This is a genomic window from Thalassococcus arenae, from assembly GCF_019104745.1.
Classification (GTDB): domain Bacteria; phylum Pseudomonadota; class Alphaproteobacteria; order Rhodobacterales; family Rhodobacteraceae; genus Thalassococcus_B; species Thalassococcus_B arenae.
This window is the reverse complement of sequence record NZ_JAHRWL010000001.1, coordinates 124,451-138,166: the sequence shown is the minus strand read 5'-3', so window position 1 is coordinate 138,166 and position 13,716 is coordinate 124,451. Positions and strand designations below refer to the sequence as shown.

Genomic DNA, 13,716 nt, shown 5'->3' with positions numbered 1-13,716 from the left:
AAGGTGCCTTTACAGCGCGGTTGTCAGCGTTGCAGCGACGTCATCCCTCGATCCGTGTCAGGTCGGCCGCCTGCAGACATGTCTGGCGGATCCGGGCCAGCAGATTCAATCGGTTGCGCCGGACGATGTCGTTTTCGTCGTTGACCTGCACCGCCTCGAAAAAGGCATCGATGGGCGCCCGCAAATCGGCCATCGCCGCCATGGCGGCGGGAAAGTCTTCGGCCTGCATGGCGGGCGCGATGGCGGCGTCGGCGGCGTCGAGCGCGGCGAACAGCGCCTTTTCCTCGTCCGCCGTGGCGAATTTCGGATCGGCACCGAAGGAATATTCGACCCCGTCCTTTTCTTCGGCCTGGGTCAGGATGTTGTTGGCCCGACGGAAACCCTGCACCAGGTTTTCGCCATCCTCGGTGGCCAGAACGGTATTCAACGCCCGCGCCCGCGCCACCAGCAGCGTCAGGTCGTCCTTGCCGGGCATCGCCAGGCAGGCGTCGATCACGTCGTGGCGGATGCCCTGGTCGCGCAGAAAGACCTTGAGCCGGTCGTGGACAAAGCCCAGCAGGTCGTCGGACAGGTCGGGCTTGTGCTGCCTGACCGCCTCGATCCAGTCGGGAGCGTCGCCCTCGGCCGTGTCGATCACCGCATGAACGGCAGCCCCGAACACGCCGTGGCGGGCGATTTCGCTCAGCAGCTTGTCGCGCAGGGCTTCTTCGGCGGCGTCACCGTTGGTGTCGATCTTGTGCCGCAGCAATTGCGCGTCGATGATCCGGTCCAACGGCAGCCGCAACCCGTTCTCCAACACCAGCCGGATCACGCCGAGCGCGGCGCGCCGCAATGCAAACGGGTCCTTGGAACCGGTGGGCTTTTCGTCGATCGCCCAAAAGCCGGTCAGCGTGTCCAGCTTGTCGGCCAGCGCCACGGTCACCGAGACCGGCGCATCGGGCACGTCGTCCGAAGGGCCCAGCGGCGCATAGTGGTTTTCGCAAGCCGCGGCGACTTCGGCGGGCAAACCGGCGGCCTGGGCATAGTAGCGCCCCATGAGCCCCTGCAATTCTGGGAATTCATAGACCATTTCCGAACTCAGGTCGGCCTTGGCCACAAGGGCCGCCTGTTCGGCCAGCCCGGCGTCGGCACCCACGGCGGGCGCGATGTCGCGGGCCAGCGCGGCGATGCGCGCGATGCGGTCGCGCTGGCTGCCCAGCTTGTTGTGAAAGGTGACGTTGGCCAGCCGGTCGGTCCAGGCGGACAGGCCCTGTTCCTTGGCCACGCGCAGGTCGTTTTCCCAGAAGAACTTGGCATCCGACAGGCGCGCCGCCAGAACCTTGTTGTTGCCGGCAAGGATCGTCGCCCCGTCATCGGCGGTTTCGATATTGGCCACGGTGATGAACCGTTCGATCCGGCCCGATCCCGGGTTGCGCACCGAAAAGAACTTCTGATGTTCCTTCATCGAGGTCCGCAACACCTCTGGCGGCAGGCCCAGGAACTCGGCCCCGATTTCGCCCATCAGAACCACCGGCCATTCCACCAGCCCGGCGACTTCGGTCAGCAGGCCGCGATCCTCGACCACCTCGAGCCCCATGGCAAAGGCGCGGTTGGTGGCGTCGTGCCAGATCGTCTCGGCGCGCTCTTCGGCGGACAGGATCACGCGTGCGCGTTTCAGCCGGGCCTCGTAATCCTCGAAACTGGTCACCTGGAAGGGACCGTTGCCCATGAAACGGTGGCCTTCGGTGGTCTGTCCTGCGACGATTCCGTCGATGGTGAGAGGAACCACGCGGTCGCCGGCCTCGTCGCTCAGCAGGCAGACGATCCGGTGCAAGGGCCGCACCCATCGCAGGCTGCTCGTTCCCCAACGCATGGATTTCGGCCAGGGAAAGGCGCGAACGGTCCTTTCCAGAACTTCCGCGACGATCTCGTCGGCGTCCCGGCCGGGCGTGACCACGGTGGCGTAGTAGAACGTGCCCTTCTTGTCTTCGCGCTCTTCCAGGGCGTCACGGGTCACGCCCGCGCCGCGCAGGAACCCCTCGATCGCCTTGTCCGGCGCGCCCACCTTCGGGCCGCGGCGTTCTTCGCGCAGCGTCGGCGACTTGGCGCTCAGCCCCTGCACGGTCAGCGCCAGCCGACGCGGTGTCGAATAGGCCGCCGCCCCGGCATAGGTCAGCCCCGCCTCGACCAGCCCGTCGGTCATCAGCTTGCGCAGGTCCTCGGCCGCGCGCGGCTGCATCCGGGCCGGGATTTCCTCGGAAAACAGTTCGATCAGCAGATCGGCCATCACGTCTCTCCGTCTCGGGGCGGGCAATCCTCACCCTTCGGGCTGCCGTCATAGGTCTTGGCGCCGCACTCATTGACCTCGTGCCAGATGAAGCCGCGGCCGTTCTCGGTGATCGCGACCACCCGGTCGATGCCGTAAAACAGGTTGCGTTGCCCGGTGAACACGCGCGCCTGCCCGTTGGCGATCATCGTGCCGATCTCCTCGGCGTCGAAACAGTCGAACCAGCCGGGTGCGACGCGCGGGCTGCTGCCGACATATTCCTCGTAGCGGTCCGTGAACTGCGCCAAGGGCGTGTCGGTGGTGAAACAGGCGCGGTAACCGATGGGCGAACTCTTTTTCTCGATGGCGCGGAAATCGCCGTACAGAACGGTTTCCGGTACGTCGCTGCCCTTGGGCGTCAGCTGCACGTCATCGACGCCGCTCGGTTCGACCTCGATGTAATAGGCATAGACCTGCGTGTAGTATACGCCGATCCCGGCCAGCACCGCGCACAGCAGCACCACCAGCGCCAAAACCTTGCCTGTCACGCCGCTGCACCCCCGGCCTTGGTCTGCACGAAGGCATCGGCGCACATCTTGGCCAGTGCGCGGACGCGGCCGATATAGGCCTGTCGTTCGGTGACCGAGATGACCCCGCGGGCATCCAGCAGGTTGAAGATGTGCGACGCCTTGATGCATTGGTCATAGGCAGGGTGCGCCATGACGATGCGCCGACCCGTCTTGGGATCGCGGTCGTCCTGCCCGAGGATCCGGGCGCATTCGGCTTCGGCCTCTTCGAAATGGCGCAGCAGCACCTCGGTGTCGGCCACGTCGAAATTCCAGCGGCTGTATTCCTCTTCGGTCTGGCGGAACACGTCGCCGTAACGCAGCGGCTGCGGACTGTCGGGATCGTTGAAGGGCATGTCCATGACGTGGTCGATGCCCAGCACATACATCGCCAGTCTTTCCAGCCCATAGGTCAGTTCGCCCGAAACCGGCTGGCAATCATGCCCGCCGACCTGCTGGAAATAGGTGAACTGGCTGACTTCCATGCCGTCGCACCAGACCTCCCAACCCAAGCCCCAGGCGCCCAGCGTCGGGCTTTCCCAATCGTCTTCGACGAAACGGATGTCGTGCAGTCCCATGTCGATGCCGATGGCTTTGAGCGAACCCAGATACAGGTCCTGCAAATCCGGCGGGCTGGGTTTGATGATGACCTGGTATTGGTAATAGTGCTGCAACCGGTTCGGGTTTTCGCCATAGCGCCCGTCTGTCGGACGACGCGAGGGCTGCACATAGGCCGCCGCCCAGGGGTTCGAGCCGAGCGCGCGCAAGGTGGTGGCCGGATGGAAGGTGCCGGCGCCGACTTCCATGTCGTAGGGCTGAAGGATCGCACAACCCTTGGCAGCCCAATAACTCTGCAGGCGCAGGATGATGTCCTGGAAGGACCTCGGCTTGGTCTGGGTATCGGTCATATCGGCTTTCCCGTGGCACGTGCCGACTGATTAGGCGGGCCGGCCAACGGGGTCAATGTAAGCGCGCCGCATTATTTGACGTGCATGCGGCGGTGTTTTTGCTATGACTGCCCGGAGCATTCGAGAACAGCCCAACCGAGACGGCACGATACAGGTATGATGCGCACACTTTTCGCAGTTTTCGTTATGGTCTGGATGACCACGCAATCGGTTTTTGCCCAGCAGGAATTCTTCTACATCCAGGTCGAAGCACGGACCAGCCTGACCGCCGCGCAACAAAGCGTGCGCGACTACACCTCGGATTTCAGCGATGTGAACGGCTTCGCTCTGGGTGGCGGCTGGTACGGCGTGGCGCTCGGGCCCTTTGCCAGCCGCGATGACGCCGACGAAGAATTGCGCCGACTGCGCGCGGCGCGCCGCATTCCCAGCGATTCCTATGTCGAGTCCGGGGCGCAATACGGTCAGCAGTTCTGGCCGATCGGCGCCCAGCCGCGCCAGCCGGTGACCGCCGCGCGCCCCGATCCGGTGCCCGAGACGCCGACCGTCACGGCCGCCCAGCCCGCGCCCGTCGCGCAAGACGAGCGTGAGGAAACCCAACGCGAGGCGCTGGCGTCAGAGCGCGACCTGAACGCTGCGGAACGCGAAGAGTTGCAGATCGCCCTGCGATGGGCGGGCTTCTACAATGCGGCGATCGACGGCGCGTTCGGTCGCGGAACCCGCAACGCGATGGCTGGATGGCAGCGCGAGAACGGTGTCGACGTCACCGGCGTTCTGACGACGCGCCAGCGTGCCGCGCTGCTGCAACAGTACTATGCCCCGCTCGACGGTATGGGCATGGCGCAATATGCCGACCCGCGCATCGGGATTACGGTGGAATTGCCGCTTGGCGTGGTGAGTTTCGACCGCTACGAGGCGCCGTTCGCCCTGTTCAAGCCCCTGGGCGACGCGGTGCCCGGCGCCCGAGTGCTGCTGATCAGCCAGCCCGGCGACAACCAGACGCTGGGCGGCCTCTACGAGATCATGCAGACGCTGGAAATCGTCCCCGTCGATGGTGAACGCCAGCGGCGCCGCGACAGTTTCGTGCTGACCGGCGCCAATGCCCGCATCGTCAGCCACACCGAAGCCTCGGTGCGCAACGGCGCGATCAAGGGTTTCACGCTGGTCTGGCCCGCAGGCGACGAGGAACGCCGCACCCGGGTGCTGGAACGGATGCAGGCCAGCCTGACCGTGACCGACGGCGTGCTCGATCCCGCCGAGGTCAGCGATGACGGGCAACAGATCGACCTGGTTTCGGGGTTGAAGGTGCGCAAGCCCAAGCTGACCGGGTCGGGTTTCTTCGTCGATGACGGTGGCGCGGTCCTTGCCAGCACTGATGTGGTGGGGGCGTGTTCGCAGATCACCCTGAACAACAGCTATGATGCGCAGATCGTCGCGCAGGATACGGATCTGGGCGTCGCGGTGCTGCGCCCGGTCACGCGTCTTGCGCCGCGGGCCGTGGCGGCGTTCCGCACCGGTTCGCCCCGGCTGCAATCCGAGGTCGCCGTGGCGGGCTTTTCCTTCGGCGGCGTGCTCAGCGCGCCCAGCCTGACCTTCGGAACGCTGGAAGACCTGCGCGGCCTGCAGGGTGAACCCGGGCTCAAGCGTCTGGCGCTGAGCAGTCTGCCGGGCGATGCCGGCGGGCCGGTGCTGGACACCGAAGGCTCGGTTCTGGGCATGTTGCTGCCGGACCGGTCAGCGGCCAACCGGCAATTGCCCGAAGGCGTCAGCTTTGCCGCCGACAGTGCGGATATCCTGGCCCTGCTGGCCAAGGCCGGCATCCGCGCGTCCGAGGTTCAGGCCGGACGGTCGCTGCCGCCCGAAGACCTGACCACGAAGGCCGCCGAGATCACCGTGCTCGTCAGCTGCTGGGAGTGAGCGCCGTCGTGGAAACGCTCCTGCGGAGCGTTTCAGGCGCGAACGGGCGGAGCCCAGCCGTCGTGGAAACGCTCCTCTTGCGTCGGCGGTGATCGTCCACTGGACGATCCCCTGATCCCTCCTCACGATTCAGGCGCGAACGGGCGGAGCCGCGGTCGTTCGGAGGTCACGTCTTTCCGAACAGCCGTTTCAACGCACCCCATTGGCTGAGTGCGACGCCCGACAGGATCAGCGCCAGCGCCAGCAACAGCGACGACCGCACCGGTTCTGCCAGCACCAGCGCGCCAAGCAGCACCGACCAAAGCGGCACCTGGTAATTGGTGAGGCTCATGAAGACCGGCCCGGCGCTGCGGATCACCAGAACCCGCAGCAGGTTCGCCGCCGCGGTGGGCAGCAGGCCGAGCGCCGCGAGGATCAGCAGCGTGCGGCCATCGGGCAGGGGCGGCGGGCCTTCCATCGCGAAAGCCAGCGGCACCACGACCGCACTGCCGATCACCAGGGGCACCGCGGCCAGCCCGATCGGGTCGATCGGCGGCAGACGGCGCATGGTGATCGAGCTGACGGCATAGCAGGCCGCCGCACCCAGGCAGGCAAGCTGGCCGAACGGTTCCAGCGCGGCACCGGTCGAATTGAACATCTGCCCGCCCATCAGCACGCAGACCCCGGCGAACCCGATCAGGAAGCCCAGCGTGCGCCGCACCGTCATCCGTTCGCCGGGAACCAGGAAATGCGCCAGCGGCAACACCATCAGCGCCACCGACGCCATCGACACGCCGGCGAAGGCCGAGGTCACGAATTGCTGTCCCCAACTCAGCAACATGAAGGGCAGGGCGGTGCTGAGCACCCCCACCACCAGCAACCCGCGCCGGTCACGCGCGTCGGACAGATACAGCCGACCACCCGCCATCCGCCAGACCACGAGCGTCAGGGCCGTGGCGAAAACGATGCGCCCGGCGGCCAGCCAGAACGGCGTGATTCCCTCCAGCGCCAGTTCGATGAAAAGAAACGTCGCGCCCCAGACCAGCCCCAGCGTCGCCACCATCGCCCAGCTGCGCGGCGTGATGTCAGGTGCGGATTGCATGGTTTTTCATCACGGATGCTGCGCTATGATGCGATTCTGCCGACGTTGAATTGAGCCTGCCGGTCTGACGCCTATGCTGGCCCGGTGCAAGGGAGAAGGAGTTTGCAATGACCACCTATTCGTTTCTGGCCATCATCATCCTGCTCGCGCTTCTGGCGCTGTGCGTGTTCAAGCTGAAGGACGATCTCTGAGGGTCGCGAGCGCTCTCGATCGTCGTCCGGGCGGCGCTGCCCGGCAGCGGGTCTGACCGGAGGCCGCGATTCGCGGCCTCCGTACTTGTCGCCAGCGGCGATCAGTTCTTGGACTTGTCGACCATCTTGCCGGCCGAGATCCACGGCATCATGCCGCGCAGCTTTTCGCCGACTTCCTCGATCTGGTGGGCGTCGTTGATCCGGCGCGTGCCCTTGAAGAACGGCTGACCGACGGCGTTTTCCTGCATGAAGTCGCGCACGAACCTGCCGGTCTGGATGTCGGTCAGGATCGCCTTCATCCGCGCCTTGGTCTCGTCATAGGGCAGCACCCGCGGGCCACTGACATATTCGCCGTATTCGGCGGTGTTCGAGATCGAGTAGTTCATGTTGGCGATGCCGCCTTCGTAGATCAGGTCGACGATCAGCTTCACCTCGTGCAGGCATTCGAAATAGGCCATCTCGGGGGCGTAGCCCGCCTCGACCAGCGTCTCGAAACCCATGCGGATCAGTTCGACCAGGCCGCCGCACAGCACCGCTTGCTCGCCGAACAGGTCGGTCTCGCATTCTTCCTTGAAATTGGTCTCGATGATGCCCGAACGGCCGCCGCCGATGGCCGAGCAGTAGGACAGGCCGATTTCCAGCGCCTTGCCGGACGCGTCGTTGTGCACCGCCACCAGGCAGGGCACGCCGCCGCCCTTGACGTATTCGCCGCGCACCGTGTGGCCGGGACCCTTGGGCGCCATCATGATGACGTCGACATTGTCGGGCGCCTCGATCAGGCCGAAATGCACGTTCAGGCCATGCGCGAAGGCGATGGCCGCGCCGGGCTTGATGTGGTCCTTGACGTGCTTGCGCCAGGTCTCGGCCTGCAATTCGTCGGGCATGGTGAACATCATGACGTCGCACCAGGCGGCGGCCTCGGAGATGCCCATCACGGTCAGACCTTCGCCTTCGGCCTTCTTGGCCGAGGGCGAGCCCTCGCGCAGGGCGACGGCGACGTTCTTGGCGCCGCTGTCACGCAGGTTCAGCGCGTGGGCGTGGCCCTGGCTGCCATAGCCCAGGATCGCCACCTTCTTGTCCTTGATCAGGTTGATGTCGCAATCGCGGTCGTAATAAACGCGCATGTTCGGTTCCCTCTTGGCGTTTGGATTGCCGGGCACATTAGGGGGTTTGGTCGGATGCGTGTTTGCGTTCTGCATGCGTATTTGCGAAAGAGAAGAAGAACTATTCGTGATCTGGATGTTTTTCGGTGAAATCATGCTAGACGATACCGATCGGCGCATCCTGCGCCAGATGCAGGCCGAACCCGGCGCGCCGGCCGCCGACCTGGCCGACCGCGCGGGCGTCACCGCGTCGACCCTGGCGCGGCGGCTCGACCGGTTGCGCGCCGACGGCATCCTGCGCGGCGTGCGCGGCGTGATCCACTGGCCGGCGCTTGGCTATGCCGTCGAAGTCAGCCTGCGCATCACGCTGGACAAGACCCAGCCGCGCGCCTTCGATGCCTTCATCGAAGCGGCGCGCCGGGTACCCGAAGTGCTGGAGATACAGACCTTCCTGGGCCAGGTCGATGTGCGCCTGTCGGTGATCGCCCGCGACATGGCGCATTACCAGCAGCTCTACCGCGACCACATCCTGACGCTGCCGCACATGACCGATATCGAGGCGCTGATGCATGTCGCCCGGGTCAAGGCCGACGAAAGCCTGCCGATATGATCGCGCTGGACGATACCGACCGCGCGCTGATCCGGGCCCTTGCGCGCGACGCCACTGCCAGTGCCGGGGCGCTTGGCCGCGATCTGGGCCTGTCCCAGCCCGCCTGCTGGCGGCGAATCCGGCGGATGCGCGAGGCCGGCGTGTTCCGCGCCGAACGGCTGGACGTGGACGCCGCCGCGCTTGGCTTCGGGGTGACGGTTTTCCTTGGCGTCAAGCTGGCCACCAAGGGCCGGCTGAGCCTGCAGGATTTCGAACGCGCGGTGACGGCCATCCCCGAGGTGCAGACCGTCGAACACCTGCTGGGCATGTACGATTACCGCCTGCGCGTGGTGGCCCGCGATATCTCGGATTTCGAACGGGTGCTGCGGCGGCGGATCATGACCTTGCCGGGGGTCGGCAATGTCGATGCCAATGTCCTGCTGTCCGAGGAACGCCGCCCGGGCCCGCTGGGCTAGGCCGCGCGGTTGAGCAGCGCGCGCGCCTCGAAGCCGCGCAAGGCATAGCGCGACAGCGGCATCGTGGTGTCGCTCAGGGTGAGTTCGGGGAAGATCCGGGTGATTTCGTCGCGCGCGGTGTCGTCGATGCAGCGCAGCGCCTGTTCGCCGGGATACAGCGTTTCGGCCGGGCAGCATTCGGCAAAGACGATCTGGTGGTCTTCGCAGAGCAGGTGGAAATACTCGACCGTCTCGCAGGGTGCGATGCGGATCGTGTCGCCGTTGACCAGATGCTTGGCTGCGACCAGCACGTCCGGTTCGCCGAACAGCAATTCCGCCTCGGCGCCGCGCACCAGCATCCGGTGGTTCTGCGACACCACCAGGTCACGCAGGTTGCCAAGCGCTCCGGCGCGGATCACCACCGGCGCGTTGGGGCCGGTTCCGGCCATCGTGGTGGCGCCGATCCAGCGGATCGGTTGCGGTCCGTCATCCAGCGTGTTGACCAGATAGCCTTTGGCCAGCGTTTCGATATAGCGCGGACCCTGCGGCGTTTCGATCAGGGTGCCGCGGGCGAAACACAGCACCAGATAGATGTCGTTCCCGCCCGCGCCGCCGTGAAAGATGCCGTCCGCCGGTTCGGTGCCGCCGTCGATCGTGTCGTTCTGGTCGTAGTCGTTGTCGCTGAACTGGTCGAAGAAGGTCGGTCCGCCGCCATTGGCGATACTGCTCAGATCCTGGCCCGCCACCAGGAACAGCTGGTTCAGGTCCGGTGCGCCGGCATCCGACGATGTCAGCCCGTTGACGTTCAGCCGCAGGTAATTGTCGCCGACGCCCGCGTTGTTGCCACGGATCGTTCCGGTGCCGGTATAGGTGAACTTGGGCAGGTCATTGAGATAGGCGGTGGCGTTGTCGTAGACGGTGATCCCGGTGATCGTGGAGTTCTGATCGATCCCGCCATCGGCGCCGGCGCCTGAGACGTTGAACACGACGATGTCGTCGGTCTCCCAGACGAAGGACCCGCTGCGCACCTCGACGCCGCCTTCGTTCTGGTTGCCGCCATTGGGGCGCACCCGCATCTGGGCGCCGCCCAGAATGCTGAACGCATTCATCGCAAAGGTGATATCCGCCATGACTGCCTCGCCCCCGGCTCTTGCGGCCGGTTTGCCGTCGATTTTCGACGTTTTTTTAACCTGTTTGACCGTCTTGGGGCGAAATTGTGGCGCAAATATGGCAGGGCGCCGCGTATCGGAACCCTGGCGCGGCACCGTGGCGCGAAAGCAAGTCTTGCCCTGCGCGTGTCGCGCGGTATCAAGGTCGGGCACAACAAGGAGCGGACGCCATGGCCTTGCGCGACGACATCGATCCCACCGGGCTTGAGGAATTCTCGGTCGTCTTCACCGACCGGTCGCTGAATCACATGTCGGCCGCGTTCCAGCAGGTGATGCGCGATATCTCGGACATGCTGCGGGCGGTCTACCACGCCGATGCCGTGGCGCTGGTTCCCGGCGGCGGCACCTTCGGTATGGAGGCGGTGGCCCGACAATTCGGTCGCGGCGCCAAGGTGCTGGTGGTGCGCAACGGCTGGTTTTCCTACCGCTGGAGCCAGATCTTCGAGGCCGGCGGCCTGGCGTCCGAGACCGTAGTGATGAAGGCGCGCCGAACCGGCAACGCGGCCGATGCGCCCTTTGCCCCCGCGCCCATCGACGAGGTCGAGGCGCGCATCAAGGCGGAAAAGCCCGACGTGGTCTTTGCCCCGCATGTGGAAACGTCCGCCGGGATCATCCTGCCCGACGACTACGTCACCCGGATGGCCGCCGCCGCGCACGAGGTCGGCGCGCTGATGGTGCTGGACTGCATCGCCAGCGGGTGCGCCTGGGTCGACATGAAGTCCACCGGCGTCGACGTGCTGATCTCGGCGCCGCAAAAGGGCTGGTCGGCCACACCCTGCGCCGGTCTGGTGATGTTGTCGGACCGGGCGCTGGCGCGGATGGCCGAGACCACCTCGGACAGCTTCGCCGCCGATCTCAAGAAGTGGCGGCAGATCATGGAAGCCTACGAAAACGGTGGCCACGCCTATCACGCCACCATGCCCACGGACGGGCTGCGCGCGTTCCGCGACACGATGCTGGAAACCCGCGACTACGGGTTCGACCGCCTGAAGGATGCGCAATGGGACCTGGGCACCAGGGTGCGCGCGATGCTGGCGGAAAAGGGGGTTCGGTCGGTGGCCGCGGACGGCTTCGGCGCGCCGGGCGTGGTGGTCAGCTATACCCGCGATCCCGAAATCCAGTCGGGCCGCGCTTTTGCCGCCAAGGGCATGCAGATCGCCGCCGGCGTGCCGCTGCAATGCGACGAGCCGCCGGAGTTCTCGACCTTCCGCATCGGATTGTTCGGCCTCGACAAGCTCTACGATGTCGACGGTACGATGGACCGGCTCAAGCGCGTCGTGGACCAGGTTCTGTAAGGGGTCAGCCCTTGGCGCCCAGCCCCAGCCGCATCATCGTCGTGCGCACGGGCTTGGCCGAATAGAGCGCATTCAGCCCCTGCGCGCGCAAGTCCCGCAGGATCGGCGTCGACACCTGCGAGATGCGGTTCAGCGCCGCGACCCCGGCGACACGGGCGCGAATATCCGGCATCCGCGCGCGGGCGTAGGCATCCAGCATCTGTGTCTCGCCCAGCTTGTCCGGTTGCGCCGTGGCAAGGTCGCGCAGGCAGGCGATGTCGCGCAGGCTCATGTTCAACCCCTGCGCACCGATCGGCGGCACGACATGCGCGGCCTCGGCCACCAGCGCGATCCGCTGGCCCGTCAGCGCGTCCGCTTCCTGCGCGATGATCGGCCAGATAGTGCGTTGCGAGGCCAGCGTCAGCGGCCCGAACAGAAAGCAGGACCGTTCCGACATCGCCGCCTCGAAGTCCGGCTGGTCCATGTCGTGAAGCGCCTGCGCCTTCGGCCCGTCCTCCATCCAGACCACGGCCGAGGACGGCCGGCCCTGGTGGTCGGGCAAGGGCACCAGGGTGAACGGCCCGCCGGTGCGGTGGATCTCGGTCGACACGTTGCCGTGCGGGATCGGGTGGGTGACCGCAAAGGCCAGCGCCTTTTGACCGAAGCGCCAGGTGCGCACCCCGATCCCCGCCGCCTGCCGCATCGGCGAATGCCGCCCGTCGGCGGCGATCACCAGCCGGCAGGTGACCCGGCTGCCATCGCCAAGACCCACCCGCGCCTGCGCCTCTCGGGTGAACAGCGACCGTGTTCCGGTGCCGGGGCGGTACTCGACCGTTTCCAGTGTTTCCAGATGCGCGGCCATCTCGCGCCGCAGCAGCCAGTTCGGCAGGTTCCAGCCAAAGGGCAGTTCCGAGATATCCTCGGCATCGAAATCGCGGGTGATCCGCGGTTCGGGCCGGTCGCCGCCGGCATCGACGATGCGCATCACCTGAAGTGGCATGGCATGGGCATCCAGCCGGTCCCACAACCCGCATTCGGCCAGAAGCTCGCGGGCGGGTTGCAGAAAGGCCGTGCTGCGCAGATCGGCACCGGCCGCCTCGCGATCGGTGATGGGCGCGGCAGGGTCGACGCATAGCACGCGGAACCCGGCCGTTCCGAAGACCGCCGCGGCAGTCAGCCCGGCGATGCCCCCGCCCGAGACGACGATATCGTAATCCATGCCCCGCACCTCTGTTGACGCATCCGGTCTAGCCCGCTTCGCGGCCCGGCGCCATGCGGTTTACTTGCCCTGGGTGATCATGATCAGCACCACGAAGGCCACCGGAACCATCGCCATGGCGGACATCGCCAGCGCCGGCAGTCCCCACAGCACCGTGGCCTTGGCCACAAGCGCGACCAACGCGGCAACGGCCAGAAGCACGGCTCCGGTCAGGCCGAGGCGGCGCATCGGGCGGGGGGTGGTGTGGATCATGGTCATCGATATCTCCTGTGCTGTCGCGACAGGAGGTATGACCGACCGGCGGCTTTGCCATGGCCGAATTGTCGCATCCACGATGTGCCTTTTGTCGCAGGCCTCAGGTCAACCGGGCAAGGAAAACGCCCAGGTCCTCGGTATGGTGGTGGATGTGGTCGGCCGGTTCGGGTTCGGGCGCGACATGGACGGTGCGCAGGCCCATCGCATGCGGCGCCGCGAGGTTGCGCGGCTCGTCCTCGAACATCGCCGCGCGGGGGCCGTCGACCCCGTCGCGGGCAAAGACCGCCTCGAAGGCCAGGCGTTCCGGTTTCGGCCGGTAGCCGGCATGTTCGACGCCGTAGATCGCGTCGAAGGCCGCGTCCAGTCCGCGCGCCCGCAGAACCTGCGCGGCATAAGGCGCGCTGCCATTGGTGTAGACGATCTTGCGGCCCGGCAAGCGGTCGATCAATTCGGCCAGATGCGGGTCCGGTTCGAGCGCATCGAACGAGATGTCGTGCACTTCTTCCAGATAGGCATCCGGGTCGATCCGGTGTTCGCGCATGAGACCGGCCAGGGTCGTGCCGTATTGCGCCCAATAGGCGCGGCGCAGCCGGTCGGCCTCGGCCCGGTCGGTGCCGAGCGCGCGCATCACGAAGCCGGTCATCTTTTCCTCGATCTGGTCGAACAGCCGCACCGCGGGGGAATAAAGCGTGTTGTCCAGGTCGAAAACCCAGTGCCGGACATGGGCGAAAGCGGGTTTGGTCATGA

General features: G+C 66.1%; 13 protein-coding genes. 4 read left to right on the top strand and 9 right to left on the bottom strand.

Going from position 1 to position 13,716, the window contains the following annotated elements; all coding sequences use genetic code 11:
- Nucleotides 1-40: 40 nt before the first annotated feature.
- From glyS to KUH32_RS00640, 3 genes are read right to left on the bottom strand one after another with little or no spacing between them, the layout of a single operon-like run.
- Nucleotides 41-2,266 carry a glycine--tRNA ligase subunit beta gene (glyS, locus tag KUH32_RS00650; RefSeq protein ID WP_217776145.1) on the bottom strand — a complete coding sequence of 742 codons (2,226 nt, stop codon included), beginning with the start codon at nucleotides 2,264-2,266 and terminating at the stop codon, nucleotides 41-43.
- Nucleotides 2,266-2,793, bottom strand: a complete 528-nt coding sequence (locus KUH32_RS00645; RefSeq protein ID WP_217776144.1) for a DUF6446 family protein — start codon at nucleotides 2,791-2,793, stop codon at nucleotides 2,266-2,268. Before KUH32_RS00645 ends, glyS begins: the two co-directional genes overlap by 1 nt.
- Complete coding sequence (locus KUH32_RS00640) at nucleotides 2,790-3,719, bottom strand: glycine--tRNA ligase subunit alpha (protein ID WP_217776143.1); 930 nt, start codon at nucleotides 3,717-3,719, stop codon at nucleotides 2,790-2,792. The genes KUH32_RS00645 and KUH32_RS00640 overlap by 4 nt, the downstream gene beginning before the upstream one ends.
- 156 nt (nucleotides 3,720-3,875) lie before the next feature.
- Between KUH32_RS00640 and KUH32_RS00635 the strand changes: the two genes are divergently transcribed.
- Nucleotides 3,876-5,633, top strand: coding sequence for a trypsin-like peptidase domain-containing protein (locus KUH32_RS00635; protein ID WP_254898951.1), 1,758 nt, complete (start codon nucleotides 3,876-3,878; stop codon nucleotides 5,631-5,633).
- Between the two features lie 166 nt (nucleotides 5,634-5,799).
- Here the strand turns inward: KUH32_RS00635 and KUH32_RS00630 are convergent, their stop codons facing one another.
- Together KUH32_RS00630 and ilvC are read right to left on the bottom strand one after the other, a co-directional pair.
- The gene (locus KUH32_RS00630; protein ID WP_217776142.1) at nucleotides 5,800-6,714 is read right to left on the bottom strand and encodes a DMT family transporter; all 915 of its coding nucleotides are present in this window, start codon (nucleotides 6,712-6,714) and stop codon (nucleotides 5,800-5,802) included.
- 292 nt (nucleotides 6,715-7,006) lie between these two features.
- Nucleotides 7,007-8,029 carry a ketol-acid reductoisomerase gene (gene ilvC / locus KUH32_RS00625; RefSeq protein WP_217776141.1) on the bottom strand — a complete coding sequence of 341 codons (1,023 nt, stop codon included), beginning with the start codon at nucleotides 8,027-8,029 and terminating at the stop codon, nucleotides 7,007-7,009.
- 133 nt (nucleotides 8,030-8,162) lie between these two features.
- Between ilvC and KUH32_RS00620 the strand changes: the two genes are divergently transcribed.
- Both KUH32_RS00620 and KUH32_RS00615 read left to right on the top strand, forming a co-directional pair.
- On the top strand, nucleotides 8,163-8,618 hold the full coding sequence (locus KUH32_RS00620; RefSeq protein ID WP_217776140.1) for an Lrp/AsnC family transcriptional regulator: 456 nt from the start codon (nucleotides 8,163-8,165) through the stop codon (nucleotides 8,616-8,618).
- Nucleotides 8,615-9,073 (top strand): Lrp/AsnC family transcriptional regulator, encoded by a 459-nt coding sequence (locus tag KUH32_RS00615; protein ID WP_217776139.1) that lies wholly within the window; start codon nucleotides 8,615-8,617, stop codon nucleotides 9,071-9,073. Before KUH32_RS00620 ends, KUH32_RS00615 begins: the two co-directional genes overlap by 4 nt.
- Here KUH32_RS00615 and KUH32_RS00610 read toward each other — a convergent pair.
- A complete protein-coding gene (locus KUH32_RS00610) occupies nucleotides 9,070-10,182 on the bottom strand; it encodes a Hint domain-containing protein (protein WP_217776138.1) in 1,113 nt (370 codons plus the stop codon). The genes KUH32_RS00615 and KUH32_RS00610 overlap by 4 nt on opposite strands.
- Before the next feature lie 209 nt (nucleotides 10,183-10,391).
- On the opposite strand from KUH32_RS00610, the gene KUH32_RS00605 reads away from it, so the two are divergent.
- Nucleotides 10,392-11,516, top strand: coding sequence for an aminotransferase class V-fold PLP-dependent enzyme (locus KUH32_RS00605; protein ID WP_217776137.1), 1,125 nt, complete (start codon nucleotides 10,392-10,394; stop codon nucleotides 11,514-11,516).
- Between the two features lie 4 nt (nucleotides 11,517-11,520).
- Here KUH32_RS00605 and KUH32_RS00600 read toward each other — a convergent pair whose 3' ends face one another.
- From KUH32_RS00600 to KUH32_RS00590, 3 genes are all read right to left on the bottom strand, one after another.
- Nucleotides 11,521-12,714, bottom strand: a complete 1,194-nt coding sequence (locus KUH32_RS00600) for a UbiH/UbiF family hydroxylase (RefSeq protein WP_217776136.1) — start codon at nucleotides 12,712-12,714, stop codon at nucleotides 11,521-11,523.
- A 60-nt stretch (nucleotides 12,715-12,774) separates the two neighbouring features.
- On the bottom strand, nucleotides 12,775-12,972 hold the full coding sequence (locus KUH32_RS00595; RefSeq protein ID WP_217776135.1) for a hypothetical protein: 198 nt from the start codon (nucleotides 12,970-12,972) through the stop codon (nucleotides 12,775-12,777).
- A 97-nt stretch (nucleotides 12,973-13,069) separates the two neighbouring features.
- Complete coding sequence (locus KUH32_RS00590; RefSeq protein WP_217776134.1) at nucleotides 13,070-13,714, bottom strand: pyrimidine 5'-nucleotidase; 645 nt, start codon at nucleotides 13,712-13,714, stop codon at nucleotides 13,070-13,072.
- Between the last annotated feature and the right edge of the window lie 2 nt (nucleotides 13,715-13,716).

What these genes read in the sequence shown, in the direction of transcription:
- glyS (WP_217776145.1), bottom strand. Translation starts at nt 2,266, where the DNA reads ATGGCCGATCTGCTGATCGAACTGTTTTCCGAGGAAATCCCGGCCCGG.
- KUH32_RS00640 (WP_217776143.1), bottom strand. Translation starts at nt 3,719, where the DNA reads ATGACCGATACCCAGACCAAGCCGAGGTCCTTCCAGGACATCATCCTG.
- KUH32_RS00635 (WP_254898951.1), top strand. Translation starts at nt 3,876, where the DNA reads ATGATGCGCACACTTTTCGCAGTTTTCGTTATGGTCTGGATGACCACG.
- KUH32_RS00630 (WP_217776142.1), bottom strand. Translation starts at nt 6,714, where the DNA reads ATGCAATCCGCACCTGACATCACGCCGCGCAGCTGGGCGATGGTGGCG.
- ilvC (WP_217776141.1), bottom strand. Translation starts at nt 8,029, where the DNA reads ATGCGCGTTTATTACGACCGCGATTGCGACATCAACCTGATCAAGGAC.
- KUH32_RS00620 (WP_217776140.1), top strand. Translation starts at nt 8,163, where the DNA reads ATGCTAGACGATACCGATCGGCGCATCCTGCGCCAGATGCAGGCCGAA.
- KUH32_RS00615 (WP_217776139.1), top strand. Translation starts at nt 8,615, where the DNA reads ATGATCGCGCTGGACGATACCGACCGCGCGCTGATCCGGGCCCTTGCG.
- KUH32_RS00610 (WP_217776138.1), bottom strand. Translation starts at nt 10,182, where the DNA reads ATGGCGGATATCACCTTTGCGATGAATGCGTTCAGCATTCTGGGCGGC.
- KUH32_RS00605 (WP_217776137.1), top strand. Translation starts at nt 10,392, where the DNA reads ATGGCCTTGCGCGACGACATCGATCCCACCGGGCTTGAGGAATTCTCG.
- KUH32_RS00600 (WP_217776136.1), bottom strand. Translation starts at nt 12,714, where the DNA reads ATGGATTACGATATCGTCGTCTCGGGCGGGGGCATCGCCGGGCTGACT.
- KUH32_RS00595 (WP_217776135.1), bottom strand. Translation starts at nt 12,972, where the DNA reads ATGACCATGATCCACACCACCCCCCGCCCGATGCGCCGCCTCGGCCTG.
- KUH32_RS00590 (WP_217776134.1), bottom strand. Translation starts at nt 13,714, where the DNA reads ATGACCAAACCCGCTTTCGCCCATGTCCGGCACTGGGTTTTCGACCTG.